The sequence below is a fragment of the Embleya australiensis genome (assembly GCF_051903075.1).
In the GTDB taxonomy this organism is placed as follows: Bacteria; Actinomycetota; Actinomycetes; order Streptomycetales; family Streptomycetaceae; genus Embleya.
The window spans coordinates 5,663,646-5,689,719 of the sequence record NZ_CP182422.1; the positions used below are offsets into that span (position 1 = coordinate 5,663,646).

At 70.7% G+C, this 26,074-nt stretch carries 20 protein-coding genes; 11 read left to right on the forward strand and 9 right to left on the reverse strand.

The window, feature by feature from the left end:
* Window positions 1-176: 176 nt before the first annotated feature.
* Complete coding sequence (locus ACMXN5_RS24540; RefSeq protein WP_439677010.1) at window positions 177-1,271, reverse strand: hypothetical protein; 1,095 nt, start codon at window positions 1,269-1,271, stop codon at window positions 177-179.
* 89 nt (window positions 1,272-1,360) lie between these two features.
* The gene (locus ACMXN5_RS24545) at window positions 1,361-1,870 is read right to left on the reverse strand and encodes a SigE family RNA polymerase sigma factor (RefSeq protein WP_078974894.1); all 510 of its coding nucleotides are present in this window, start codon (window positions 1,868-1,870) and stop codon (window positions 1,361-1,363) included.
* A gap of 167 nt (window positions 1,871-2,037) precedes the next feature.
* On the opposite strand from ACMXN5_RS24545, the gene ACMXN5_RS24550 reads away from it, so the two are divergent.
* A complete protein-coding gene (locus ACMXN5_RS24550; RefSeq protein WP_439677011.1) occupies window positions 2,038-3,210 on the forward strand; it encodes a PLP-dependent cysteine synthase family protein in 1,173 nt (390 codons plus the stop codon).
* A 49-nt stretch (window positions 3,211-3,259) separates the two neighbouring features.
* Entirely contained in the window at window positions 3,260-3,634 is a 375-nt protein-coding gene (locus tag ACMXN5_RS24555; RefSeq protein ID WP_078979150.1) for a PH domain-containing protein, read from the forward strand.
* Window positions 3,635-3,643: 9 nt separating this feature from the next.
* Here ACMXN5_RS24555 and ACMXN5_RS24560 read toward each other — a convergent pair whose 3' ends face one another.
* Window positions 3,644-4,669, reverse strand: a complete 1,026-nt coding sequence (locus ACMXN5_RS24560; RefSeq protein ID WP_439677012.1) for a Gfo/Idh/MocA family protein — start codon at window positions 4,667-4,669, stop codon at window positions 3,644-3,646.
* 353 nt (window positions 4,670-5,022) lie between these two features.
* Between ACMXN5_RS24560 and acnA the strand changes: the two genes are divergently transcribed.
* On the forward strand, window positions 5,023-7,740 hold the full coding sequence (gene acnA / locus ACMXN5_RS24565; RefSeq protein ID WP_439677013.1) for an aconitate hydratase AcnA: 2,718 nt from the start codon (window positions 5,023-5,025) through the stop codon (window positions 7,738-7,740).
* 463 nt (window positions 7,741-8,203) lie between these two features.
* Here acnA and ACMXN5_RS24570 read toward each other — a convergent pair whose 3' ends face one another.
* On the reverse strand, window positions 8,204-9,202 hold the full coding sequence (locus ACMXN5_RS24570) for an asparaginase (protein WP_439677014.1): 999 nt from the start codon (window positions 9,200-9,202) through the stop codon (window positions 8,204-8,206).
* 131 nt (window positions 9,203-9,333) lie between these two features.
* On the opposite strand from ACMXN5_RS24570, the gene ACMXN5_RS24575 reads away from it, so the two are divergent.
* The 4 genes from ACMXN5_RS24575 (at window position 9,334) to ACMXN5_RS24590 (ending at window position 15,116) form a co-directional block, all read left to right on the forward strand.
* Entirely contained in the window at window positions 9,334-9,801 is a 468-nt protein-coding gene (locus ACMXN5_RS24575) for a hypothetical protein (RefSeq protein ID WP_439677015.1), read from the forward strand.
* 359 nt (window positions 9,802-10,160) lie between these two features.
* Window positions 10,161-11,291 (forward strand): ROK family transcriptional regulator, encoded by a 1,131-nt coding sequence (locus ACMXN5_RS24580; RefSeq protein WP_395791984.1) that lies wholly within the window; start codon window positions 10,161-10,163, stop codon window positions 11,289-11,291.
* Between the two features lie 121 nt (window positions 11,292-11,412).
* Window positions 11,413-13,362, forward strand: coding sequence for a 1-deoxy-D-xylulose-5-phosphate synthase (dxs, locus tag ACMXN5_RS24585; protein ID WP_439677016.1), 1,950 nt, complete (start codon window positions 11,413-11,415; stop codon window positions 13,360-13,362).
* Window positions 13,363-13,646: 284 nt separating this feature from the next.
* A complete protein-coding gene (locus tag ACMXN5_RS24590; protein WP_439677017.1) occupies window positions 13,647-15,116 on the forward strand; it encodes an amino acid permease in 1,470 nt (489 codons plus the stop codon).
* A 93-nt stretch (window positions 15,117-15,209) separates the two neighbouring features.
* Here ACMXN5_RS24590 and ACMXN5_RS24595 read toward each other — a convergent pair whose 3' ends face one another.
* The 3 genes from ACMXN5_RS24595 to ACMXN5_RS24605 form a co-directional block, all read right to left on the reverse strand.
* Window positions 15,210-16,004 carry a hypothetical protein gene (locus ACMXN5_RS24595; protein ID WP_395791173.1) on the reverse strand — a complete coding sequence of 265 codons (795 nt, stop codon included), beginning with the start codon at window positions 16,002-16,004 and terminating at the stop codon, window positions 15,210-15,212.
* 97 nt (window positions 16,005-16,101) lie between these two features.
* On the reverse strand, window positions 16,102-17,220 hold the full coding sequence (locus tag ACMXN5_RS24600; protein ID WP_439677018.1) for an LLM class flavin-dependent oxidoreductase: 1,119 nt from the start codon (window positions 17,218-17,220) through the stop codon (window positions 16,102-16,104).
* A gap of 170 nt (window positions 17,221-17,390) precedes the next feature.
* Window positions 17,391-18,200 carry an SDR family NAD(P)-dependent oxidoreductase gene (locus tag ACMXN5_RS24605; RefSeq protein ID WP_439677019.1) on the reverse strand — a complete coding sequence of 270 codons (810 nt, stop codon included), beginning with the start codon at window positions 18,198-18,200 and terminating at the stop codon, window positions 17,391-17,393.
* Window positions 18,201-19,241: 1,041 nt separating this feature from the next.
* Between ACMXN5_RS24605 and ACMXN5_RS24610 the strand changes: the two genes are divergently transcribed.
* Window positions 19,242-22,148, forward strand: coding sequence for a hypothetical protein (locus ACMXN5_RS24610; RefSeq protein ID WP_439677020.1), 2,907 nt, complete (start codon window positions 19,242-19,244; stop codon window positions 22,146-22,148).
* 4 nt (window positions 22,149-22,152) lie between these two features.
* Here the strand turns inward: ACMXN5_RS24610 and ACMXN5_RS24615 are convergent, their stop codons facing one another.
* Both ACMXN5_RS24615 and ACMXN5_RS24620 read right to left on the reverse strand, forming a co-directional pair.
* Entirely contained in the window at window positions 22,153-23,271 is a 1,119-nt protein-coding gene (locus tag ACMXN5_RS24615) for an LCP family protein (protein ID WP_439677021.1), read from the reverse strand.
* A gap of 49 nt (window positions 23,272-23,320) precedes the next feature.
* Window positions 23,321-23,827, reverse strand: coding sequence for a GNAT family N-acetyltransferase (locus tag ACMXN5_RS24620; RefSeq protein ID WP_439677022.1), 507 nt, complete (start codon window positions 23,825-23,827; stop codon window positions 23,321-23,323).
* Between the two features lie 198 nt (window positions 23,828-24,025).
* Here ACMXN5_RS24620 and ACMXN5_RS24625 point away from each other — a divergent pair, with 198 nt between their 5' ends.
* The 3 genes from ACMXN5_RS24625 (at window position 24,026) to ACMXN5_RS24635 (ending at window position 26,069) form a co-directional block, all read left to right on the forward strand.
* Window positions 24,026-24,406: a hypothetical protein gene (locus ACMXN5_RS24625; protein ID WP_439677023.1), complete on the forward strand. Its 381-nt coding sequence runs from the start codon at window positions 24,026-24,028 to the stop codon at window positions 24,404-24,406.
* Between the two features lie 89 nt (window positions 24,407-24,495).
* Window positions 24,496-25,932 (forward strand): hypothetical protein, encoded by a 1,437-nt coding sequence (locus tag ACMXN5_RS24630; RefSeq protein ID WP_439677024.1) that lies wholly within the window; start codon window positions 24,496-24,498, stop codon window positions 25,930-25,932.
* Window positions 25,929-26,069 carry a hypothetical protein gene (locus ACMXN5_RS24635; RefSeq protein WP_439677025.1) on the forward strand — a complete coding sequence of 47 codons (141 nt, stop codon included), beginning with the start codon at window positions 25,929-25,931 and terminating at the stop codon, window positions 26,067-26,069. The genes ACMXN5_RS24630 and ACMXN5_RS24635 overlap by 4 nt, the downstream gene beginning before the upstream one ends.
* Window positions 26,070-26,074 lie beyond the last annotated feature (5 nt).

Genomic DNA, 26,074 nt, shown 5'->3' on the forward strand with positions numbered 1-26,074 from the left:
CCGCCTCTCTTGAGTATCCGCGAGGTCGGCAGGACCCCGCGTCAGGATCCCAGACGTCCGGCTGCGGGCGGCATCGAGCCCCCGAAGCGTGAGGGGGAGTCAGAGGCGCTCGGGGGCTCGACGTCCGGCGCCTGCCCGGACGACGCCGGGTCATGCCCGACAGGCGGCGGAGATCTTCAGCCGCCGTTTCCGGGGCCGGGGGTCGACGTGCTGGGAGACGCGGACCCCGGCGCGGTGCCGCGGGTGTGTTCCGACCAGGTTCCCGCGAACGGTTCCGCAGGCGGAACGGCCGTCCCACCGCCGCCCGTCGGACCGGACGGCGCGTTCGCCGGCGGTTGCGGCTCGTACTTCGCGCCCGAGGAAGAAGTGCGCACGAATACCGGCAGGGCGCTGTCGGCGATCTTGTTGATCTCGGGCGGGATCCATACCCTCCAGACCGGATCGAGTGCGAACCCACGCAACGCGTCCATCTGGAAGATCGGCGTCTCCCGGCTGACGGTGCCCTTCTCCTCGCTGGAGGCGATCTCCCTGATCTCCACCACGACGCCGTCGGGGCGCTCGACGCGCACGGACCAGTCCTTCGGTCCTCTTCCCGAAGGACCGGCCTTGCCGTCGGCACGGTTTGCCGGGGTGTCCGCCGACGCGGGGTAGACCCAGTCCTGACTCTCGACCACGCGGGTGCCGTTCCCCATCTTGCGGTCCGTGCACGTGGCCTTGGTGCTGCCGTCCTGTGGCGGGCAGTGGAACTCGTCGGACTTCTCGGCGTCCTGCCGTACCGTCACCGAGAACAAGGTGGGGCCGGACGAGTCGTCGAGGACCAACGACACCGACGCGCCCGCGCTGAGTATGCCCGCGGAGGTTTTGACTGTTTGATCCGACCCGGTGACTCCGGAGCGCACGAGGCCCTGCGGCACACGCTGCAGGAGGTTTTGCAGCAGCACCGGCGGCAGGACGGGCACCAGGCCGGTCGGTGCGGACAGGGCCGGCCGGGGTTTGGGCGCCGTCGTGGTCGGTGGGGCGGGGATCTCCGTCGCGATGCCGGCCGGGCCCGTGACATGCCGGTCGCCACCCTTGTCCCCGCCGGAGACGGCGAGGACGGTCGTGCCCGCCACGGCGAGCACCGCCGCGGCGGACGCGCCCACCTGGAGACGGCGGACCAGCTTCATCCGTCTGCCTCGGGCGATGCCGCCCGCGACCAATCCCGTCGGGGGCACCAGCCCCGACGCCGACGTCCGCATCGCGGCCGCCAGTTCCTTTTCCTCGGACCCCATAGACGTACCGTCTCCTCGCCATCCGTATGAACCCGGATCGTCTCGTTCACCAGCCGTACGGCCGTGCCGGCGGTGCACTCGTCGACCCCTCATGCGGCGGAAAGCCAGCCGGACTCGCTCCCGAGCAGGCTCCGCAATTTCTCCAGCGCCCGCATGGACCTACTGCGCACGGCTCCCTCGGACACGCCCATCTGCCGTGCCGTCTGCTCCACGCTCAGGTCCTCCCAATAGCGCAGGACCAACACCGCCCGGTCCTTGGGCGGCAGTTCGGCCAGGCTCTTCAGGAGGGTCAGCCGCAACGCCTGGTCCTCCTCGGGACCGGCGCCCTCCGGCAGGTCCGCGTACGGCTGCTCGGTGCTGCTCAGCCTGCGTCGATGGGACAGATACGTGCGCGTGAGCACGGTGCGCGCGTATGCCTCCGGGCTGTCGGCCCGGCTGACCCGCTTCCAGGCCCGGTACAGCTTGCCCAGCGTCGTCTGCACGAGGTCCTCGGCGAGATGCCAATCGCCACACAGGAGCCACGCCGTTCGGAACAGCCGACCGCTGCACGCGTTGGCGAACTCCAGGAAATCGGCCGGCTCAGCGTCGAAGCCCGCCATAGGCCCTCCTCGTCCCTACGCGCCCTCGCGCGTACCCACCCCATAGACGCGGCGGACCCCCCGACACGTCACACGTTCCGGCCGAGAATACGTATGTGCAGCTCATAGGCCTTTCCGGGGGTTGGTCCCGCAGATGGCGGGCCGGCCCGTAGCCTGGGCGGCGATCGATGACCCTCGATCCCACAGCCCTCGTCATCCACACCCGGCACGGGGGACAGGAACCAGCCAGGGGAGTGGACGTGACGCCGGTGGGCAACGATGTGGACCGTTTCAGCGCGAAGACCCGGGACTGGGTGGACGAGGCGATCCGCAAGGTGAGCGCCGATGCGAACCGCTCCGCCGACACCCACCTGCTCGCCTATCCGCTGCCCAGCGGGTGGGGCATCGACCTCTACCTCAAGGACGAGTCCACCCACCCCACGGGCTCGCTCAAGCACCGCCTCGCGCGGTCGTTGTTCCTCTACGCCCTGTGCAATGGGTGGATCGAGGAGGGCACCACCGTGATCGAGGCGTCCTCGGGCTCCACCGCCGTCTCGGAGGCGTACTTCGCCAACCAGATCGGCCTGCCCTTCGTCGCGGTCATGCCCGCCACGACCAGCCCCGAGAAGATCGAGCTGATCGAGTTCCACGGCGGACGATGTCACCTCGTAGACGACGCCGCCACCGTCTACGACGTCTCGCGCTCGCTCGCGGCGGAGACCGGCGGCCACTTCATGGACCAGTTCACCTATGCCGAGCGCGCCACCGACTGGCGGGGCAACAACAACATCGCCGAGTCGGTGTTCGAGCAGATGTCGGAGGAGCGGCACCCCATCCCCGAGTGGATCGTCGTCGGGGCCGGCACCGGGGGTACCAGCGCGACGATGGGCCGCTACGTGCGCTATCGCCGACACCACTCCAAGATCTGCGTCGTGGACCCCGAGAACTCGGCCTTCTTCGAGGGGTGGCGCACCCACGACCCGGCGTACGCCGAGGCGTGCTCGTCGCGGATCGAGGGCATCGGCAGGCCGCGGGTCGAGGCCAGCTTCATGCCGAACATCGTCGACCGCATGATCAAGGTCCCCGACGCCGCGTCGGTGGCGGCGATGCGCGAACTGCACCGCCGCACCGGCCACAAGGCCGGCGGCTCGACCGGCACCAACCTCTGGGGCGCGCTGCGCCTGGTCGCCGAGATGCGCGCCGCGGGGCGCACCGGCTCGATCGTGACGCTGCTGTGCGACGGCGGCGAGCGCTATGCGCACTCGTACTACTCGGACGAGTGGTTGGCCCGCCAGGAGTTGGATCTCACCCCATACGAGGCAACCTTGACCCACTTCCACGACACGGGCGAATGGCGCTGATCGGGCGGCCTTAGGCTGGGTGTCGCAGGTCCACCGGGAGGAGCACGGGATGAGCGGGGCGGGAAACGTCGTCTTCGACAAGCGCGAGCAGTTGGAGAAGATCCAGAGCGGTCTGCTCCCGGGCGAGCAGATCATCGCGGTCTACGACGCGAAGGGTGTCGGCACCGGGTTCATCGGCCTGACCGATCGGCGCGCGATCATCCAGGACAACAGCTTCGTGGGCAAGAAGGTCGCGATCACGTCGCTGCCCTACTCGAAGATCAGCAGCGTCAGCATGGTCTCCAACAAGAGCTTCACCGGCTCCTACCTGAGCTCCAGCGAGATAGCGATCCACGTCGGCACGCAGACCTACAGCGTGGAGTTCCGCAGCGACGACAAGGGCCGGCACGTGCACGACGTCATCCTGCATTACATCATGCATTGAGCCGCTCGCTCAGCGTGTGGCGCCGGCCTCCCCGCGCAGGGGCAGGCCGGCGCCGCGGTAGATCGCGTCCATGATGCGCAGGGTGGGTACCGCGTCGGCCGCGGGCGTCAGGGTCGGCCGACCGAGTCGGATCGCGTCCGCGAACGCCTGGAGTTGCAGGCGGTAGGTCGGCGTCCTCGCGGCCTCGCCCAGGTGTTCGTGCCGCCGGCGCTTGCCCACGCTCACGGTGAACCGGTGTGGCAGGTGCGGCATCAGGTAGTTGAATACGCGCATCTCGCCGCGCGTGCCCACCACGTGCGCACGCATGTCGAGCAGGCGTCGCGACCACATCGACGCGTGCACCGCGCCCAGGACACCGCCCGGCAGTCGTAGCCGGGCCGACATCGCGCGGTCCACCCGGCGGTCGCGGGGTACGGTGAGCGCCCGCGCGCCCAGGACCTCGATCGGGTCGCCGTCGTCGTCGCCCGCCAGTAGCCGCATCAGGTGTACGGCGTAGCATCCGGCGTCCATCAGCGCTCCGCCCGCGAGGTCGTAGCGGTAGCGGATGTCGCCCGGCAGCGGCAGGGGGAAGCACATCGAGGTGTCGATCCGGCGGATCTCGCCCAGTTCGCCGTCGTCGACGATCTCCCGCATCCGCCCCGCGAGCGGGTGGTAGCGGTAGTGGAACGCCTCCATCGCGACCAGGCCCGCGCGCTCCGCCGCGTCGGCGATCTCCCGCGCCTCGGCCTCGTTGGCGGCCATCGGCTTCTCGCACAGCACGTGCTTGCCGGCCGCCAGCGCCCGGGTCGTCCATTGCGCGTGCAGTGCGTTGGGCAACGGGATGTAGACCGCGTCCAGTTCGGGATCCGCGATCAGATCGGCGTAGGTCGCGTGCACGCGCGGGATGCCCTGGCGCCGGGCGAAGGTGTCGGCGCGGGCCGGGTCGCGCGCGGCGATCGCGGCGACCCGTACCTCCGGGATCAGCCGCGCGGGCCTGACCAGTGCGGCCGGTGCGATGCGAGCCGCGCCCAGTATCCCGATCCGGATCCGCTTCATGGCGTCATTCCCCTCGTCGCCATCCCACCCGATGCGCCCATGCCTCGGGCGTGTTCCCGAGGCCACGCTCCGGACCCACACGGTGGGTCGTACCGGACTCGCTGTCCCGCATGGTAGGGGTGCACGCGCGTGCGTGGGAGAGATCGTCGAGACGAATCCCGACCGACCTTTCGGCGCGCCGGAGACGGGTACCCGCACGGGGGAGTCGGCGCCTGGGCTAGACTTGTCTTGACATCAAGATATCTGCGGGGCGCAGACCCCGGCATCCCCTACTTAGGGTCACCTTGCTTGGCGAAGGTCGAGTGGGTGTCGGCAGGATGCGGGAGAAACGCACAAGATCAAGGGAGACCGTCGTGTCCGCGAACAGCTTCGACGCTCGCTCCACCCTGAACGTGGGTGACGAGTCGTACGAAATCTTCCGGCTGGACAAGGTGGAGGGCAGCAAGCGCCTCCCCTACAGCCTGAAGGTCCTGCTGGAGAACCTGCTCCGCACGGAGGACGGCGCGAACATCACCGCCGATCACATCCGCGCCCTGGGCGGCTGGGACGCGAAGGCCGAGCCGAGCGAGGAGATCCAGTTCACGCCGGCGCGCGTGATCATGCAGGACTTCACCGGCGTGCCGTGTGTGGTGGACCTCGCCACGATGCGCGAGGCCGTGAAGGCCCTCGGCGGCGACGCCTCCCGGATCAACCCGCTCGCGCCCGCCGAGATGGTCATCGACCACTCGGTCATCGCCGACGTGTTCAACCGTCCGGACGCGTTCGAGATCAACACCGACATCGAGTACGGCCGCAACAAGGAGCGCTACCAGTTCCTGCGCTGGGGCCAGACCGCGTTCGACGAGTTCAAGGTCGTACCCCCCGGCACCGGCATCGTGCACCAGGTCAACATCGAGCACCTGGCCCGCACGATCATGGTCCGCAACGGGCAGGCCTACCCCGACACCTGTGTCGGTACCGACTCGCACACCACCATGGTCAACGGCCTGGGCGTGCTCGGCTGGGGCGTCGGCGGCATCGAGGCCGAGGCCGCGATGCTCGGCCAGCCGGTCAGCATGCTGATCCCGCGCGTGGTCGGCTTCAAGCTCTCGGGCAAGGCGCAGCCGGGCGTCACCGCCACCGACGTGGTGCTGACCATCACCGACATGCTGCGCAAGCACGGTGTGGTGGGCAAGTTCGTCGAGTTCTACGGCGAGGGCGTCGGCGCGGTGCCGCTGGCCAACCGCGCCACCATCGGCAACATGTCGCCGGAGTTCGGCTCGACCTGCGCGATCTTCCCGATCGACGCCGAGACGATTACCTACCTGCGCCTGACCGGCCGTGACGACAAGCAGCTCGCGCTGGTCGAGGCGTACGCCAAGGCCCAGGGGCTGTGGCACGACCCGAGCCACGAGCCGGAGTACTCGGAGTACATCGAGCTCGACGTCTCCACCGTGGTGCCCTCCATCTCCGGCCCCAAGCGCCCGCAGGACCGGGTCGTGCTGACCGAGGCCAAGTCCCGCTTCCGCGGCGCGCTGCCGGACTACGTCACCAACGGCGACGAGTCGGGCAAGGAGTCCTTCCCGGCCTCGGACGCCCCCACCGGTTCGAACGGTCGCGTGCACAACCCGACCAAGGTGGTCGGCGAGGATGGCGTCGAGTACGAGATCGACCACGGCGCGGTCGTGATCGCCTCGATCACCTCCTGCACCAACACCTCGAACCCGTCGGTGATGCTCGGCGCCGCGCTGCTCGCGAAGAAGGCCGTCGAGAAGGGCCTCACCCGCAAGCCGTGGGTCAAGACCACGCTCGCGCCCGGGTCCAAGGTCGTCATGGACTACTACGAGAAGGCGGGTCTGATCCCGTACCTGGAGAAGGTCGGCTTCTCGCTGGTCGGCTACGGGTGCGTGACCTGCATCGGCAACTCCGGCCCGCTGCCGGAGGAGGTCTCCAAGGCGGTCAACGACGCCGACCTCGCGGTCGTCTCGGTGCTCTCGGGCAACCGCAACTTCGAGGGTCGGATCAACCCCGACGTCAAGATGAACTACCTGGCCTCGCCGCCGCTGGTGATCGCGTACGCGCTCGCGGGTTCGATGGACATCGACATCACCACCGAGCCGCTGGGCCTGGACCCCGAGGGTAAGCCGGTCTACCTCGCGGACATCTGGCCGAGCGACGAGGAGATCGCCGAGGTCGTGGCTTCCTCGATCGACCAGGACATGTTCATCGACCGCTACGCCGACGTCTTCGCGGGCGACTCGCGCTGGCAGTCGCTGGAGATCCCGACGGGCGCCACCTTCGAGTGGGACCCGCAGTCCACCTACGTGCGCAAGCCCCCGTACTTCGAGGGCATGCAGATGCAGCCGGCGCCGGTGGTCGACATCGCGGGCGCGCGGGTGCTGGCCAAGCTCGGCGACTCGGTCACCACCGACCACATCTCGCCGGCGGGCTCGATCAAGGGCGACAGCCCGGCGGGCAAGTACCTGGCCGAGAACGGTGTCGAGCGCAAGGACTTCAACTCGTACGGCTCGCGCCGGGGCAACCACGAGGTGATGATCCGCGGCACGTTCGCGAACATCCGCCTGCGCAACCAGATCGCGCCGGGCACCGAGGGCGGCTTCACGCGTGACTTCACGCAGGCCGACGCCCCGGTCTCGACGATCTACGACGCGTCGGTGAACTACCAGGCCGCGGGCATCCCGCTGGTGGTGCTGGCGGGCAAGGAGTACGGCTCGGGCTCGTCCCGCGACTGGGCCGCCAAGGGCACCTCGCTGCTGGGTGTGCGTGCGGTGATCGCCGAGTCGTACGAGCGCATCCACCGTTCGAACCTGATCGGCATGGGCGTCATCCCGCTGCAGTTCCCGGCGGGCCACAGCGCCGCGTCGCTGGGGCTCACCGGCGAGGAGACCTTCGCGTTCGAGGGCATTACCGAACTGAACGAGGGCCGTACGCCCAAGACGGTCAAGGTCACCACCGACACCGGTGTCTCGTTCGACGCGGTCGTGCGCATCGACACCCCCGGTGAGGCGGACTACTACCGCAACGGCGGCATCATGCAGTACGTGCTGCGTTCGCTGGTGAACAAGGGCTGATCGCACCCCGATCGAGGGCTGGGTGCGGTTTCGCGGTCACGGCCTCGCGGTGGTCACGCACCGGGCCGGGCTCCCTCGGGAGCCCGGCCCGGTGTTCGTGTTCCGCCGTGGGTTTTGCCGGCGCTGTTCGGCGCGTCATCGGGGTCGCCCCGCAGGCGTGAATCGGCCCTCGTACTCGACCGCCCCGTCCGCCGGCGGGCGGCCTCGGCGCGGGCGCCCTGGCGGGTGCGCCCGCGTGAGCCTGCGCCGGCGGGCGCACGGCCCCGCAGGCGCAGGCGCAGGCGCAGGTGTACGAGCGCGGCCAGGCTCACCGGCCCCGCAGGCGGAGGTGCACGAGCGCGGGCGCAGGCGCAGGCGCACCGGTACGAGGGTCAGGTGCCTGGGCGCAGGCAATGGTGCGGCCGGTTGGTTTCCCAACCGGCCGCACGGTCAGTGTTGCGTTCGGCCCATGGGGGCGACAGGGCTACCGGGCCGGTTCACTCAAACGAGGGAAAGCGCGGATCGCGCCGACGACCTCGCCGGCGCCGTACACCGGCGACTGCGTGAACGGGGCGAGGGTTTGCTCGTCCGCGCCCATGCGCCACAGCAGGGCCGCGATCGCGACGATGTGCGCCCGCGTCGCCCCGTCCGCGATCTTGACCGCGGCGCCGCGGCCGTCCGGCAGGCCCACCGCGTACACCGCCTCCGCGCCGTCCTTGGCGAGCAGTCCCGGGATCGCCCGCATCAGGTCCGTCACGTCGCGACCGGTGCCCGCGACCCACTGCGGGTGCGCCCGCATCGCGTCCGCGATCCGCCGTTCGGGGGTGCCCTCGGCCGCCCCCGCGAAGCGCCCGAACGAGCGGGCCAGGCCGGCCAGCGAGATGGCGAACAGCGGCGCCCCGCACCCGTCCACGCCGACCGCCGCGACCGGCTCGCCGGCGACGTCCTCCACCGCCCGGCGGACGGCCTTTTGCAGCGGGTGCCCCGGCGCCAGGTAGTCCTCGGTCGACCAGCCGTTGCGCACGCACGTGAGCAACATTGCCGCGTGCTTGCCCGAGCAGTTCATCGCGATCCGCTCGGGACCGCGACCGCCCGCCAGCCACGCGTCGCGCTGCGCCGCGCCCAGGGGCAGGTCCGGTACACACCGCAGCGCGGTCTCCGACAGGCCCGCCCGGGCCAGGATGCGCCGGGTCCCCTCCAGGTGGAACGCCTCGCCGGAATGGCTCGCGCACGCGAGGGCGAGCAGTTCGCCGTCCAGGTCCAGTCCGTTGCGCAGCATCGCAAGGCCCTGGAACGGCTTGTTGGCCGAGCGCGGGAACATCGGCGCGTCGACCGCGCCGTGCCCCTCGACCACCGACCCGTCGGTGCCGGTCAGTACGGCCGTGCCGTGGTGTACCGATTCCAGGAAGCCGTTGCGCCACACGCCGACCAGCGGTATGTGGGCGAAGGCGGCCTCGTCGCCGGAGCGGGCGGCCTGAATCACGGGTCCTCCGTAGGTTGGCGGGCGGCCCGAAGGGGCCGGGGTGCGGCGGTGTCGGTCGAACGTGGGTGCGGGTGTACCCCTCCATGATCCACATGTGCATTCTCGGCCGACCACCGCGCATAATCGAACATATGTACGGCAATGGCGATCGAGACACCCCGGCATGGGAGCGGCCGGGTCGTTTCGCGCATGCGGCGACTGGGGACGAGGCGCAGGCCAGGCCGCGCGGGAAGGACGGAATCGCGCCGGCGGGTTGGCCGCGGGGTGTTCGACCGCCCGGGGCGCCGGGGTGGGAGGACACCGCCGTCGCATGGCTGTACGACCTGTGTCCGCCCGGTTATCGAAGCCATGAGGTACTGCGCAAATACCCGGTGATCCTGGCCCGGATGGCCCGCCAGCACGTGGAGGCGGCGCTGGCCGCGGCACGGCACGGCTACGGCACGGCGCGCGTCGACCTCAAGGAGGCGGTGCCCGTGCACGCGCTGGAGGCGACGTTGCGGATGTACGAGTACGAGGGCTCGCGCGCGGCGGCCACCGAGCGCGCGGTCCGCCTCGTCGAGGAGGCGCTGGGCGGCGAGCGGTGGGAACCGAGGCTGTAACTCCGGCGACCACCCGGGGCGGCCGTCGGCCGGGCGACCGGGCGAGGCGGGGCGGCCGCCCCGGGCGAAGGGGTGTTTGCCGCCTTCCCCGCACCGCGTGTACGCGGAGTGGCGAATAGAGGCCCGATCGTGACGCCTGTGTTCAGGTTTGACTCTTCTGTGTAAGCACAGGGCGCATTAGAGTTCAGGACTTGCACACAACACGTGCTTACAGATGCACCGGGGCGAGGAGAACGCAGATGTCCGACGGCACGACGGGGGCCCGCTTTCCGGAGGCCCAGTCGCCGGGGCCGCACTCGTCGGGGTCCCAGTCCTCGCTGCATCGGGGCAATCTCGACCGGGTCCTGCACGCGGTGCGGATGGCGGGGGCGCTCACCCAGGCCGAGATCGCCAGGAGCACCGGCCTGTCCGCGGCGACGGTGTCGAACATCGTACGGGAGTTGAAGGCCCTCGACATGGTCGAGGTCACCCCCACATCCTCCGGCGGACGGCGTGCCCGCGCCGTCTCGCTCAGCCGGGCGTCGGGCGTGGTCGTCGGCATCGACTTCGGACACCGCCACCTACGGGTCGCGATCGGCGACTTCGCGCACCGTGTGCTCGCCGAGGAGCATGTCCCGATCGACGTCGATTCCTCCGCCGACGAGGGCTTCGCCCTGGCCGACCGGCTGCTGGGGGTGCTGCTCGACCGGGCCGGCGTGGTGCGCTCCGAGGTCACCGGGGTCGGCCTCGGCGTGCCCGGCCCGATCGACATCGACACCGGCGCGCTCGGCTCGACCACGATCCTGCCGGGCTGGGTGGGCTGCCACCCGCGCGAGGCGATGGGCGAGCGCCTGGGCCTGCCGGTCCTGGTCGACAACGACGCCAACCTCGGCGCGCTCGGCGAGTCGGTGTGGGGCGCGGGCGTGGGATGTACCGAGATGGCCTATCTCAAGGTGTCCGGCGGTGTGGGCGCGGGGCTGGTGATCGGCGGCCGGCTCTACCGCGGTCCCGGCGGCACGGCGGGCGAGATAGGTCACATAACGCTGGACGAGTCGGGACCGGTGTGCCGCTGCGGCAACCGGGGCTGCCTGGAGACCTTCACCAACGCCTCCTACCTCCTGGATCTGCTGCGCGGCAGCCACGGCACCGACCTGACCATCCAGCGCATGATCGAACTCGCCAGGGCCGGGGACGCGGGCTGTCGGCGGGTGGTCGCGGACGCCGGCCGGCACGTCGGGGTGGGCGTGGCCAGCCTGACGAACCTGCTCAATCCGCAACGGATCATCCTCGGCGGCGACCTCGCGGGCGCCGGCGACCTGCTGATCGCGCCGATCGTCGAGTCGGTCGGCCGCTATGCCATCCCCAGCGCTTCGCGCCGATTGTCCGTGGTCACCGGCTCGCTCGGCGAGCGCGCCGAGGTGCTGGGCGCGATGGCGATGGTGATGAGCGAGATGACCCCCTTCGCGATCGAACGCACGCCCGAGCCGCAGATCGCGGGTGCCGCGATGTGAGCCGTGCCGCACGGATGGCGCGGCGTGGTGGGTCGATGCGAACCATCCGTCGGCACCGCCGCGTCTAGACTCGATGGACGCCTCTCCCGCACGCACACCCGTGGGGGCGGTGACGGATCCGATGAAGGAGGAACGGGTGGCCCTGCTGGACGGCATTCGAGGACCCCGTGATCTCAAAGCCCTCTCGCCCGAGCAACTCGCACAGCTCGCGGACGAGATCCGCACCTTCCTGGTGGAGTCCGTCGCCAAGACCGGCGGACACCTGGGTCCCAACCTCGGTGTGGTCGAGTTGACCATCGCGATGCACCGGGTGTTCGAGTCCCCGCGCGACAAGATCCTCTTCGACACCGGACACCAGAGCTACGTGCACAAGATCGTGACCGGTCGCAAGGACGGGTTCGATCGGCTTCGTCAGGCCGACGGCCTGTCGGGCTACCCCAGCCGCGCCGAGTCCGAGCACGACGTGATCGAGAACTCGCACGCCTCCACGGTGTTGTCCTGGGCCGACGGCCTGGCCAAGGCCTACCAGGTGCGCGGCCAGACCGACCGGCACGTGGTCGCGGTGATCGGCGACGGCGCGCTCACCGGCGGCATGGCCTGGGAGGCGCTGAACAACATCGCCGCGGCCAAGGACCGCCCGGTGATCATCGTCGTCAACGACAACGAGCGCTCCTACGGTCCCACCCAGGGCGGCCTCGCCGACCACCTCGCGACGCTGCGCACCACGCGCGGCTACGAGCGGTTCCTGGAGTGGGGCAAGGGTGTCCTGGGCCGCACCCCGGTCGTCGGCGGCCCCGTCTACGACATGCTGCACGGCGCCAAGAAGGGCCTCAAGGACGCGGTCGCGCCGCAGGGCCTGTTCGAGGACCTGGGCCTGAAGTACGTCGGCCCGATCGACGGGCACGACGTCGAGGCGGTGGAGAACGCGCTGCGCCGGGCCCGCGGCTTCGGCGGGCCGGTGATCGTGCACGCGATCACCCAGAAGGGCAAGGGCTACGCGCACGCGGTCAACGACGCGGCGGACCAGTTCCACTCGGTCGGCGTGATCCACCCCGAGACCGGCCTGCCGGTGAAGAAGTCGGGCGCGTCGTGGACGTCGGTGTTCGCCGACGAGATGGTCGCCGTCGCCGACGAGCGGGAGGACGTCGTGGGCATCACCGCCGCGATGCTGATCCCGGTCGGGCTGCACAAGTTCGCCGCGAAGTATCCCGAGCGGGTGTTCGACGTCGGGATCGCCGAGCAGCACGCGGTCACCTCGGCGGCGGGCCTGGCCACCGGCGGGCTGCACCCGGTGGTCGCGGTGTACGCGACCTTCCTCAACCGCGCCTTCGACCAGGTCCTGATGGACGTCGCGCTGCACAAGTGCGGGGTCACCTTCGTCCTCGACCGCGCCGGGGTGACCGGACCGGACGGGGCCAGCCACAACGGCATGTGGGACATGTCGATCCTCCAGGTCGTCCCGGGGTTGCGGCTGGCCGCGCCGCGTGATGCCGCGCAGGTGCGGGCGCAGGTGCGCGAGGCGATGGACGTCGACGACGCGCCGACCGTGGTGCGCTTCGGCAAGGGCGCGGTGGGCCCCGACATCGAGGCGATCGGCCGGATCGACGGCATGGACGTACTGCGCCGCACCGGCCCCGAGCGCAACGGCGGCGGCGAGGGCGGCGACGTGCTGATCGTCACCGTCGGGCAGATGGCCGAGACCGGGATCGAGGTCGCCGACCGGCTCGCCGACCAGGGCATCGCGGCGACCGTGGTCGACCCGCGCTGGGTCAAGCCGGTACCGGCCGGTCTCGCGCCGCTCGCGGCCCGGCACCGGCTCGTGGTCACCATCGAGGACAACGGCCGCGCCGGCGGTGTCGGCGCGGCGATCGCCCAGTCGATGCGCGATGCCCGGGTGGACGTACCGCTGCGCGACTTCGGCATCCCGCAGGAGTTCCTCGACCACGCCGAGCGCGACGAGGTGCTGGCGCGGATCGGGCTGAACGCCCAGGACATCTCGCGCCAGGTGGTCGAGGAGATCGCGTCCAAGACCGCCGACGCCGACGCCGAGCAGCACGAGACGACGGCCTGACCGAGGGCTCGCGCCACGACGGCCCCGGGGCGCGGGACGGGAGGGGTACACCTTCCCGTTCCGCGCCCCGGGGCCGTTTGCGTGCCCGGGTGCGAGCGGGGGTGACTTCGAGGTGCGAGCGCGGGCGATGACTTCGCGATGCGAGCGCGGGCGACGCCTTCGGGGGCGCGAGTGCGACGGCGACGAATAGCAAGATCACCCTGACGCGCCGAGGATCGATCCCCCGTAAACAGGAGTGAAAGCCCCGATCATGGCAACGGTCTCCGCCACCAGGAGGTGTTGCCATGGCCAACGCTTTGTTTCGGACCAAGAACATCGAACAGTCCATCCAAGACACCGACGAACCCGAAGGGCACGGTCTGCGCCGGGAGTTGTCCGCCCTGGACCTGATGGTCTTCGGGGTCGGCGTGGTGGTCGGCACGGGCATCTTCGTGCTCACCGGCACGGCGGCGAAGGACTACGCCGGCCCCGCGGTCGCGCTGTCCTTCGTGCTGGCGGGGTTCGTCTGCGGGCTCGCCGCGCTGTGCTACGCCGAGTTCGCGTCCACGGTCCCGGTGGCGGGTTCCGCGTACACGTTCTCCTACACCACGCTCGGCGAATTACCCGCGTGGATCATCGGATGGGACCTGATCCTCGAACTCGCGCTCGGCGTCGGGGTGGTCTCGATCGGCTGGTCGGGATATCTGAACTCGCTGCTCTCCCAGGCGGGTCTCGAACTGCCGGAGGCGATCACCGCCGCGCCGGGCGACGGGGGCAAGGTCAACCTGCCGGCGCTGCTGCTGGTGCTCGGCGTCGCGGTGATCCTCGTGTTCGGGGTCAAGTTGTCGGCGCGGTTCAACCTCGTGATGGTCACCATCAAGATCGCGATCGTGCTGCTCGTGATCTTCGCCGGGCTGTTCTTCGTCAAGTCCGGCAACTACCACCCGTTCGTGCCCGATTCGCAGCCGCCGGCGTCGGGCCACGGCGGGCTCAAGGCGCCGCTGGTGCAAACCCTGTTCGGGTTCGAGCCGCAGATCTACGGCGCGATGGGGATCTTCTCCGGCGCGGCGCTGGTGTTCTTCGCGTACATCGGCTTCGACGTGGTCGCCACCGCCGCCGAAGAGACCCGCAAGCCACAGCGCGACATGCCGATCGGGATCCTCGGCTCGCTGGTGATCTGCACGATCCTGTACGTCTCGGTGTCGCTGGTCGTGGTGGGGATGCAGCGCTACGACATGTTGTCCTCCGCCGCGCCGTTGGCGGAGGCGTTCCGGTCGGTCGACAAGGGCTGGATCGCGACGATCATCAGCATCGGCGCGGTGGCCGGGCTGACCACCGTGTGCATGATCCTGATGATGGGGCAGAGCCGGGTCTTCTTCGCGATGAGCCGGGACGGGCTGCTGCCGCCGTTGTTCGCCAGGGTGCATCCCAAGTACGGCACGCCGCACGTCAGTACGATGCTGATCGCGGTGGTGGTCGCGGCGATCGCCGGGTTCACCCCGATCCACGAGATCGACGTGATGGTCAACATCGGGACGCTGTTCGCGTTTTTGGTGGTCGCGGCGAGCGTATTGATCCTGCGCCGGACCAGGCCGGAGTTGCCCCGTGCGTTCCGGGTCCCGTTCGTGCCGTGGTTGCCGATCCTGTCGATACTGGCCACGTTGTGGTTGATGATCAATCTGAGTGGCGAGACGTGGCTGCGGTTCCTGGTGTGGATGGTGGCCGGGTTCGCCGTCTACTTCTTCTACGGGACCAGGCACAGCCGACTGCGTTGACGTGTGGGTCGCTTGCCGTGCCGTCGACGGGTCGGGTCCGGGTTGGGGTTCGTTCGGATCCGGGCCCGTCGACGGCGTGGTGACGGGGGCTGGTCAGTCCCAGAGTCGGTCGGTGTACGTGTCGGTGCCGACCACGGTGGGGATCCACGGGGCGCAGTAGGTGACCCGGCCGATGCCGGAGGCGTCGATGCGCGCGGCCCACTCGCGGAAGCCGTCCCAGCTTTCGCGCGGGTCGCCCTCGAGGAAGTAGAGCTGCATGCTGCGCGTGGCGGCGTTCGGGTCGCGCGGGACGAAGGCGGGCGCGTCGTCCTTGAGGGGGACCGCGGTCCAGGCGGCGACCGAGGCGATCGGGGACTCGCGGAGGAATTCCGGCAGGTGGGTGGAGAACCACTTCTCCAGGTCCTCCTGCGAGACGCCCTCCTCGCGCTGCACGGCGAGCGAGACCAGGCCCTGATAGTTGCGGTCGAGCGCGAGTTCCAGCGGGACCGGGTCCTCGTCCCGGTACCAGCGGTTGTCGTGCAGGTACATGGCGGTGTGCGCGTGCACCCGGTGCTGGAAGCCGCGGTCGTTTCCGTAGAGCCAGTTGACCTGGTCGACGGCCCACGCGTTCCACTCGTCGAACTGGCCGTCGTTGATCCAGTAGATCGCGACGTAGGAGCCGGCGCCGATGGCGGGTACGACGTCGCTGTCGGCCGGGAAGCGCAGCGCCTTGAGGTCGGCGGTGGCCACCCAGCGGCTGCCCGCGAGCAGGCCGGGGCCGATCATGCAGCCGGCGTAGTAGTGGTCGCGCTCGTACCAGCGGTTGTAGCTCACCTCGTGGCCGCGCTCGGGGTCCACGGCGGTGAACAGCATGCTGCCCACCCGGATCGGGTATTCGGCGAAGCTCATGACGTGACTGCCTTTCGGGTCGTGCGGTGACTCGTGTCGGGGACGGGGTGGGTCGGTCGGGGACCGGGGGTGGGTGGTCGGGCGCTTTCGCCGGCGGTCAGGCTTGCCGGCGGAAGCGGGTGGTGCGGTGTTCGGGGTCGGTGTCGAGCTTGGGGATGACGTGCCGGCCGAACAGTTCGATGGTCTTGAGCGTGTTCTCGCGGTCGTCGCAGCCGAGGCCGAGGACGAGCTGGTCGACGCCGACCGATTCGTACGCGCGCACCGCGTCCAGGACGCCGTCCGGGTCGCCGCAGATCAGCGCGCCGGCGTCGGCGGCGAACTCGACCAGCTCGGGGGTCAGGTCGGGCATCGTCTCGGGCCAGTAGGGGATGCCCTCGGGGTGCGGGAAGGTGTCGTGGTAGCGGAAGACGTTGCTGGTGAGGTACATCGGCCGGGCGGCGACGGCGTTGGCGATGGCGCGTTCCTTCGTTTCCGCGACGAAGCCGGTGCTGACCGCGAGTACGTTGTCGTTGACGAAGTCGGCGATCGGTTCGGCGTTGACGATCTCCCGCTTGTAGCCGGCGACCAGCTGCTCGGCGCTCGCCGGGTCGCCGATCGAGAAGCCGAGGACGCCCAGGCCCATGCGCGCGGCCATCACGTAGGAGGGCGGGCTGCCGGCGGCGTACCACATGGCCGGGTGCGACGTGCCGTACGGCTTGGGCAGGATCCGGCGCGGCGGGAGTTGCCAGTAGGTGCCCTGGTAGCCCTCGTAGACGTCCTGGAGGAACATCTTCGGGAACTCGCGGATCACGTCCTCCCAGATCGCCTTCGTCTCGGACATGTCCTCGATGCCGGGGAGGAAGCCGAGGATCTCGTGGCTGCCGGCGCCGCGTCCGGTGCCGAACTCGAAGCGGCCGCGGGTGAGGTGGTCGAGCATCGCGACGCGTTCGGCGACCTTGGCCGGGTGATTGACCTGGGGGAGCGGGTTGAAGATGCCGGAGCCGATGTGGATGCGCTCGGTCGCGTGTGCGAGGTAGCCGCACATGACGTCGTTGGCGGACAGGTGCGAGTACTCGTCGAGGAAGTGGTGCTCGCTCAGCCACGCGTACTTGAATCCGGCCCGGTCGGCGGCGATCGCGAAGTCCATGTCGTTCATCAGGGCTTCGTGTTCGGCGTTCGGGTTTCCCTCGCGTCGGAACGCCGGGTTGTAGCCCTGAAGAAAGATGCCGAATTCCATTGCACTCCCAGTTCCGCGGTCGGGGCGGGTGGTCGGTCGGTGCGCTCGGGTGGTTCTGGGCGGGGCGGGCGGGGTGGCGGTCGCGAGGGGTCGCCGGCGGGCTCTGGCGGGCGCCGGCGGGCGCCGGCGGGTGCGGGCGGGCGCCGGCGGGTGCGGGCGGTGGGGCGGGGTCAGGGGGTGAAGGTGCCGTCCGGGCGGCGGACCCAGCCGGAGGCGGCCATGGTGCCGCCGTCTACGTGCAGGGTGGTGCCGGTGACGAAGCGGGCGAGGTCGCCGGCGAGGAAGACGATCGGGGCGGCGCAGTCGTCGGCCTCGCCGAGGCCCAAGGGCACTTTGGCGCCGTAGTCGTACGCGCCCTCGGCTGTTTCGAACGTCTCCGCGAGATCGGCGTCGCCGGGGGTGGGGATGGCGTCGGGGGCGACGCAGTTGACCCGGATGCGGCGGTGCGAGAGTTCGAGTGCGAGCGACCTGGTGAGCTGTTCGACGGCGGCCTTCATCGCGGCGTACACCGCGAAGCCGGGCGCGGCGCGGAACGCCTCGATGCTGGTGACGTTGACGATCGAGCCGCCGTCGCGCATGAGCGGGGCGCCGTGTCGGATCACGTGCGTGACGGAGGTGAAGTTCTCGTCGACCAGTGCGCTCTGGCCCTTGGGGCGGACATCCAGGAACGGTGACCAGAAGCCCCCGCCGGCGTTGTTGACGAGGATGTCGAGCGGGCCGAGGGCGGTGTGGGCGTCGTGGAGGAAGCGCTCGACGCCGTCGCCGTCGCGGACGTCGAGTTCCATCGCGAAGGCTCGCCGGCCGGCGGCCTCGATCGCTTTGGCGGTCTCCCGGAGACCGGTGGGCTCGCGGTCGCAGACGGCGACGTCGGCGCCGAACCTGGCGAGTGCGAGGGCCGTCGCCGCGCCGATGCCCCGGGCCGCGCCCGTGACCACGGCCACTCGATCGGTGAGCAGGGCGGCGGAAGGGTCGAGCAGCACGGGGGCACCTCACTGTGGATCGCGTACGTTGTCGCCTCGGCGCGGGGCCGCCCATCGCGGGCCGTGCTCTGCGCTGGGGTCACCATGCCACCTGACGACCCGTCACCTGAAGGGAGACAGGCGTCTTTTTCCGTTCCGGGCACCGGTGTCGCCGCAGGCCCGCAGGTGATCTGACGGCGCGTCAGCCAAAAGTGGCGGACATCACCGGCAAGAACCACCCCCGATCGTGCCCGAGGACGGTGCCACCGGCCCCCGCAGGCGCGGGTGACCACAAGCGTCCGCGTCCGCCCCCGCAAGTGCCGGCAGCCCGAGGCCGCTCACCGCAGACGCCGGAGCCCGAGGTCGCCCTCGCCGCCTTCTCCTTCCTGCCCGCACGCGCAGTCGCCAGCCACCCGAGGACACGCGTGCGGGTGCAGGCGCAGGCGCAGGTGCCGCGGGCCGGCGGGCCGGCGAGCGCAGGTGGCAGCGCCCGCGAGCGCGTTGCCGCTCGGCCGAGGTCGCCTCCGCAGGCGCAGGAACCAGTGGACCGAGGTCGTCCCTGCCGGCGCGGTTGCCCCGGCCTGTGATGCAGTCGCCACGTGCTTGCGGTCGTCCCGCACGCGCTATCCGCCTCCAAGTGCTGGTGGACCAAGGTCGCTCCCGCGGGCGCGGGCGCGGGGACGCAAAGATCCCATTCCGCTTAGTTGAGTGAGAGTCGCTCCCGCGGGCGCGGGCGCGGGGAGTGTGGGCGTCCGGCCGTTGCTGTGCGACGCAGGTCGCTCCTGCGGGCGCGGGCGCCGGTGCAGGCGCGATCGACATCGCCTGCGGGCATCGGCGCCGACTGCCCGAGGTCGCCCCCATGGGCGTGGGCGTGGTCGGCGGCTGGTTGAGGGTGTTTGGGGTTGTGCCTGTGGGGGTGTGGGTTGTTCGGTTGTGTGTAGGGGCCGGTGCTTGGGGCGTCGTTGTTGCTTGTTGCCGGCGGGGCGGGGGCTGGGTCGGTGGTTCGCATGGATTGTCCGAAATCCATGCGGACCGGGGATGGTGCTCACTACGCTCTGCGACGTGGCGCTATCTCCCGATTCCTGCGGCATCGTGGCCGACTTCGGAACGTGGCTCGCGCGGGTCGGTCGGCCTGCCCGGGATGCCGAGCGGATGGTCGATGTCCTCGGCACCCTGCTCGATCTGCGGGTCGCGTGCCTGCGGCTCGACGATCACACCCGCTGGCGGGCCGGCGATCTGAACGCGCTCCTCGAGACGTTGGTGCCGGCGCATGTCGCGCTGCCCCGCGAGGACACGGTGGCGCTGGTGGTGCCCGCGCTGCGGTTGTTCCTGGAGTTTTTGCGTGAGCAGGGTCCGCTGCACCCGGACAGCGACCGGCTCGTCCCGTTGTTCGAGGTGCTGGATCGGCACGAGGACGAACTGCCGGCGAGGATGGCCGACTCGCGACGATGGGGCTCGGCGAAGAAGTTGTTCGTGGCGGGCTATGCGACCGGGCCCGGGCGAGGGCGGGCGTTGCCGGCGGTGCGGTTGCCGGACGAGCGGGAGTTGGCTCGGGCCGCCTCGGCCGCGCCGTCGTTCGCCGCCGCCCTCACCCTCGCCCGCTGGGTCGGTCGCGGGCGTCCGGTGACCGCGACCGGGGTTTTGCGACTGGCGCCCGCGGCCGAGGCGGTGCGGCTGCTGGGCATCGACGAACCGGTCGCCGGCGTTCGCAGTGCGCGCGACGTGGAGCCGTTGCACCAGGTGTGGTCGATCGCGTGTACGGCCGGCCTGATCGAGGTCGGGCGTACGGTCGCGACCGCCGGGGAGCTTGCCCGGGCGCTGGCGGTCGGGCGGCCCGGCGACGTCCTGCGGGTGTGGTCGAGCCTGTGGGAGGGCGTCGCGGTCGGCGAGGCCACCGGGCGACCCGAGGTGCGGCGCGCCGCGTATGTGCTGCGCGGCGGAGATGTGATCCGTGAGTTGTTGCGGGAGTTGTACGACCACGCGGGTCGGTGGGTGCCGATGGGTGGGTTGTTCGAATTGCTCTCGTACACGCCCGACGGGCGGCCCCGGTCGCCCTCGGTCGCCGACCCGGCGCTGTTCACCGGTTTGTCGTTGGCGCATCAGATGGACGACCTGCGGGCGTTCGGCGTGCTGGAGATCCGTGAGCTGGTGGGTGGCGGGGCGCCGTTCATGGCGGTGCGGCTGACGCCGCTGGGGATGTACGGGCTGCGCACCCGCTTCCTGGAATTGGGCGTGCCCGCCCCGCTCACCGGCCCGGGTGGATGTGACGAACCCGCGCTGCCGCCGCTGTACGTGCCGCCCCGATCCGAGTGCGCGTTGGCCGCGCGGATGTCGCCGCTGATGGCGCAGGCGGCGGCGCTCGCGGAGTACGTCGAGCGGCACGGGCCGTTGCCGATCACCCACGAGGGGGTACTGGCGACCGCGGTCGCCGACTGCGTCATGGCCGAACTCGGCATCCCCCGGCAGCCGTCGCGGGCCGAGGGGCCGCCCCGTACCGCCCGGGACGAGCATGCGCTGCACCGGCGGTGGACGCTCGCGATCGGCACCGGGCTGCTGGTGCCGAACGAGGGTGCGGTGCGGGTTGCCGACGGCCTGCGGGTGTGGCGTGAGGGGGACGACGGCGAGCTGATCGCGCTCGCCGCGCGCGCGATGGTGGTGGTGGCCGAGGACAACGCGACGTTCGGGGAGGCGCACGACGAGCGTTGGGACGTCCCCGAGGGGCTGGCCGCGTCGCTGTTCACCGGGCTGGTGCAACTCGGCGGGCCGCTCCCGGTGTCGCTGTTCGTCGGCCTCGCGGTGCGTCGCGACCTCGACCACGTGGTTCGGATGTTGCCGCCCGAGCCGCCCGCCGACGGCGAGGCGTTCGCGCTGGGACGGATCCTGGACGCGCCCGACCTGGTCCGCGAGATGGGTCGCCTGTGCGGGACGGATGGCCCCGGCACCGCACCGACCCCACCGTCGCCCGAGTCCGCGACCGCGCCGACCCCACCGTCGCACTCGCAGTCGCCGGTGTCGGGGTCTGCGCCTGCGACCGGGGCGCCCCTGCACCCGCCGGCGACCGCGTCTGCGCCGGCGACCGCGTCCCCGTCACCCGCGCATCCGCCGGCGCCTGCGACCGCGTCCCCGTCACCCGCGCATCCGCCGGCGCCTGCGACCGCACCCACCTCCCCCTCGCCGGCGCCCCCGCACCTGCACTCGCACTCGCCCGCGCCGGGGGTGTCCGCCTTCTCCGGCGAGTGGTCCGGGGAGGTGTTGGCCCGGGTGCGGGCGGGGGTGATCCTGCTCGCCGATCGCCTGGCCGCGCTCGGCATCGTTCGGCGCACCGCCGAGGGCATCACCCTCACCGGCCTGGGCGGCACCCTCGTGCACCGGATGTTTCGCGAGCAGGGCCTGCCGGTCGCCACCGTCGACGACTACACCGCCGCCTCGGGCGCCCGCCTGCTCGGCGCGATGGGGGCATGGCCGCGACCGATCGCCACCCGTACGTTCGCGAGCTGGATCGGCTGCCGCCCGATCGACGCCGCGCTGTCCGAGCTGTGTGCGGTCGCGGGCGCCGCCGGCCCCACCGAGCGGCTGATGCTCTTCGCCCACGTGGGTGACGCCGACCTGCCCGAGGCCGCCGTCGAACAGGCCCTCGCCGACGCCGGCGCCGACCCCACGCTGGCCCCGCACGTGTGGAACTGGCGGCTGACCCACGACCGCGACGTACCGCCCGCGACGCTGCGCACACTCGCCTGGCTGACCGCCGACAACGCCGCCGCGGCGCTGCTCGGCCGACACGAGGCGGCGGTGCTGGGCCTGCTCACCGAGGTGACGGGCAGTCAGGGCCCGGGCGCCGACGTGGTCTTCGGCGAGCTGGCGACGATGGGCCACCCCTGCGCCGAGGACGTCCTGCGCTTCGCCGAGACCACCCACCCCGACCCCGCGGTCGCCGGCGCCGCCCGCCGCGCCCTGCACCGCCTGCGCTGAGCGTTCACGGTCGCCAGAGTTCGCCGGGGGCGGGCTCCGGCCACGGGATGTCGGCGCGGACGGCGGCGAACAGCTCCCGGCAACGTTTGTCGTCGAGCAGGACCACGCTCTGCCCACCACCACGCTCGGCGAAGCCGGCCACGGGCGCCGTGCGAAAGGCCAGGTCGGTCTCGTCGATGCCCTTGAGGTCGGTGGCCAGGTCGAGCAGCACCTTGAAGTTCAGGTTGTCGTCCACGGTCAGCGACTTGGTCAGCGCCTGCAACAGGTTCTCGGTGCGCAGCGGACTGCCGAGCACGCCCTCCGCGGTGATCTGCTTCGCGATCGCGCCCAGGAGTTGCTGCTGGTGTGCCACCCGGTCGAGGTCGCCGCGCTGCAATCCGTAGCGCTGTCGGACGAATTCCAGCGCCTTGGTGCCATCCAGCCTGGTCCGGCCCTGGTCGGCGTCCACGGACACGCCGCCGAGCGCGTCGACCATGCCCTTGAAGCCGCCGAAATCCACCGCCGCGTAGTGGTCGATCCGCACTCCGGTCAGATTCTCGATCGTGGCCACCAGCAGTGCCGGCCCGCCCCACGAAAAGGCCGCGTTCAGCTTGGCCTCGCCGTGTCCCGGGATGGACACCCACGCGTCGCGCGGCAGCGAGATCGCCGAGATCGACGCCCGGCCCGCGGGCAGGTGCAGGAACATCATGGTGTCGCTGCGCCGCCCCTGCAGCGCCTCGGGGTCGGCGCCGGCGGCCGCCGCGTCCATGCCCACGAGCAGGATGTTCAGTGCCCGGCCGGCGGCGGGATCGGCCGGCGGACGTGGTCCCGCGGCGGGGATGCCCGACCGGTCGAACACGCCGTCGATGCGCTTGATGTTGGAGTTCAGCGAGTACAGCAGCCAGGCCGTACACCCGCCGACCACCAGCAACGACAGGGTCAGCAGAGCGACCAGGGCGACGGCCGCCTTGCGGCGGCGCGACCAGGACTTGCGCGCGGGCGCCGGAGCCGGCTCGAAGTGGGCCTCGGCCCCATCGGCCGAATCGTTCGTTCTGTCCGCCTCGTCGGCGTCGGCCGACTCACTGGCTCTGTCCGCTTCGTCGGCCTCGGCCGACTCGCCCGTCGCATCCGGCGTATCCTTCATGCGCAGAAGTTAGCGGACCAACTGTCGGAAATGGCAGGGGATTCGCGGATCAGTGCTGATCCGAGATCGGCCGGCGCATGCACACCCGGGGCCAACGATCGAGTCCGAGCGCGGCCTCGTGTGCCCGGATCGCCGCCAAACCCGGCGTCACTTCGGCCGGGTCGAGCGCGCGGAACCCGATCCGCGCGTAGTACGGGGCATTCCAGGCCACATCCCGGAACGTGGTCAACGTCAACGCGAGCCCGGTGTCCGCCTGCACCCGATCGATCATCGCCCGCCCCAGCCCGCGCCGCGCGCCGTCGGGATGTACCGAGACCTGCTCGATGTGCGCGGCGCCGTCCACGAGGTCCCAGATCACGTAGGCCAGCGCCGGTTCGCCGACCACCAGGCAGCGTCCGCCGGTCCGATACGCGTCCAACTCCTCTACGGAGAACGGCTCGTCCGCCGCGATCTCCGGCATCCCCACATCCAGGAAGCGCGCCCCGGCCGCGACCTCGATCTCCCGCAACCGCTTCAGGTCGCGCACTGAGGCCCCACGCATCATCGCATCACTCATGATCACCATTGTGGCCTCCGCCGAAGCCCCGCCGCCCGAACCGGGGACGGTGCGAGCCGGCGACCGCGGACCGCCCGAAGCCGCGGCCAACCGATTCCTTGACGGTGTTCGCGTGCTCGCTTAACGTGACCCGATCGGCGTCGAGGCCCACCTCCGAGGCGTGGGCCGATCGCCGGCGGCCTCACGGGGGTGGGCACCATGACCGATTTCGTCATCGATCTCGCCTGGCTCGAAGGCGTGTCCGGCCGATTGGCCGAGGCAGCGTCCGTCTCCAGGACCACGCTGGACGCCCTGGAGGAGATCGGTCCCAAACGTATGGGGCACAAGGATCTCGACAAGGCGTGCTCGGAGTTCCACGAGAAGTGGGACGAACGTATCCGCGGCTTCACGCAGGGCGTGGACCACATGCGTCAGGGGGTGGCCGCGGCGAAGGCGAGCTACGGAGCGACGGAAACCGCCGTCGGCGCGTCCTTCACCGCACCAGGCGCGCCCGGCGCGCCCGCTGTGTCGGCTACGACGACCGTCCCCGCCGCGCCCGCCGACGCGACCGCCCCGACCGCCCCCGCCCCTCCGGCCTAGGGCCGCATCGAGCAGGTGATGGGCTGATGTCGGACGCGAAGGACTTCCCGGGGCTCGGCTTCGATCCCGCACCGGGCATCGTGCCGGCCGTGGACGGGCTGCTCGGTCAGGTGCGCGACGCGGTCAACCGCCTGGGGCAGGTGGAACAGGAACTGGACTCCGTCCTGAAGGACCCCGCCAAGTGGCGCGGACGCAGCACCACCGAGTTCTACACGGTCGTCCGCCGGATGGCGGCCAACGCCGGGGTGACGAAGGGCTGTTTGTTCGGCGTGCAGGCCGCGTTGAGCGGATGGTCCGCGCTGCTCGCCGAGTATCAGCGCAACGGACAATCCCTGGAGCAGCAGGCCCGGCAGGCGCGGGATCGATTACATCGGGCGAAGAACTCCCCGGACCTGCACCTCGATCCGCTGTCCATCGGCATGACGGGCGGGGACGCCACGGGTCACCCGGATCGGGTGCAGCGAAATCTTGCCGCCAAGGCCGAGTTGGAGGCCGCGGACAACGAACTGGACGGCATCATCCGAGCCGGCCGGAACGTGAAACACATGCACGACGAATCCGCGAAGTCCTCCGCCGGCGAGATCAAGCGCGCGGTCAAGGCACTCACCGGCGACGAGTGGCGCGGCGGCCACATATATCCCAATCCGGCGGTGGTTTACCCGGGTGCGATCCCCGGGGCGCCGGCGTTCATGGATGATCCCGACTGGGATTACAAGATGGCGGGCGACGTCTACTTCGGCGATGGTCCGCCGCGGCCCGGACACTCACGGGTCGAACTCTCGGGGCCTGTTGTACCGGGCAACGGGATCACGGTGCTGCGCTTTTTCATCCCCAGTGATCAGGCGGCGTTCAGCCTGCTGGAGGGGGATGCCCGTGGCTTCGATACGACGCCCGGGGCTCCCTCCCGGATGACCCTGGCCTGGGACTCCGACACCGGTCGCGTGGTATTCGACGTGGCGCCGTCCACCACCACCGGTCCGGTCGTCGACCAGGGGAAGATCGATGCGCACGAGGTGAAGCCCGGCGGGGCCAACGACATCAGGCTCCGTCCGAACAACGCGGGTACGGGGTTCAGCGCGGACATCACCGGCCTCAACGCGCTACTCCCCTCCGAAGAGCCTCCCGGACCGGATACCCGTGGACCTGCGCGAGGTCGTCACCCCGCCCAAGCAGCCCGCCGATCCGTGATGAGCGGTGTTCGGCGTTGTGTGTCGGTTGTAGCCGCAGGCATCGTTCTGGTCGCCGGGTGCGGCGGGTCGCCCGAGCGGCCACCCGATCCTGCGGCGGTTTCGGAGGCGAAGAGCGCGGCCCTCACCTGGTTCACCGCGACGTGGCGCAACGATTTCGAGGCCGCGTGTCCCAACATCAAGGCGGGGAACGTCGCGACTCCACCCTTCGGTGGTTGTGGCATGGCGGCCACGAATTTGTGGAGATCGATGAATCCGGATGCCGAGACGCTGATCTCGGTGACATCGCCAAGCTCGAACTCCGCGACAACCGGGCCAGGTTCGATTCGGATCACGTGAGCGTGAACGGCCGGCCGTTGGCGGATTCCGTGAATCGCGCCGCCGGCGGCCAGGCGCACGTCCGCTATACGTATATGTTCCGGCGTATTCAGAACCTGTGGTACTTCCAGAAGGCCGACTCCGAGGCCACGTTCTGATCCCG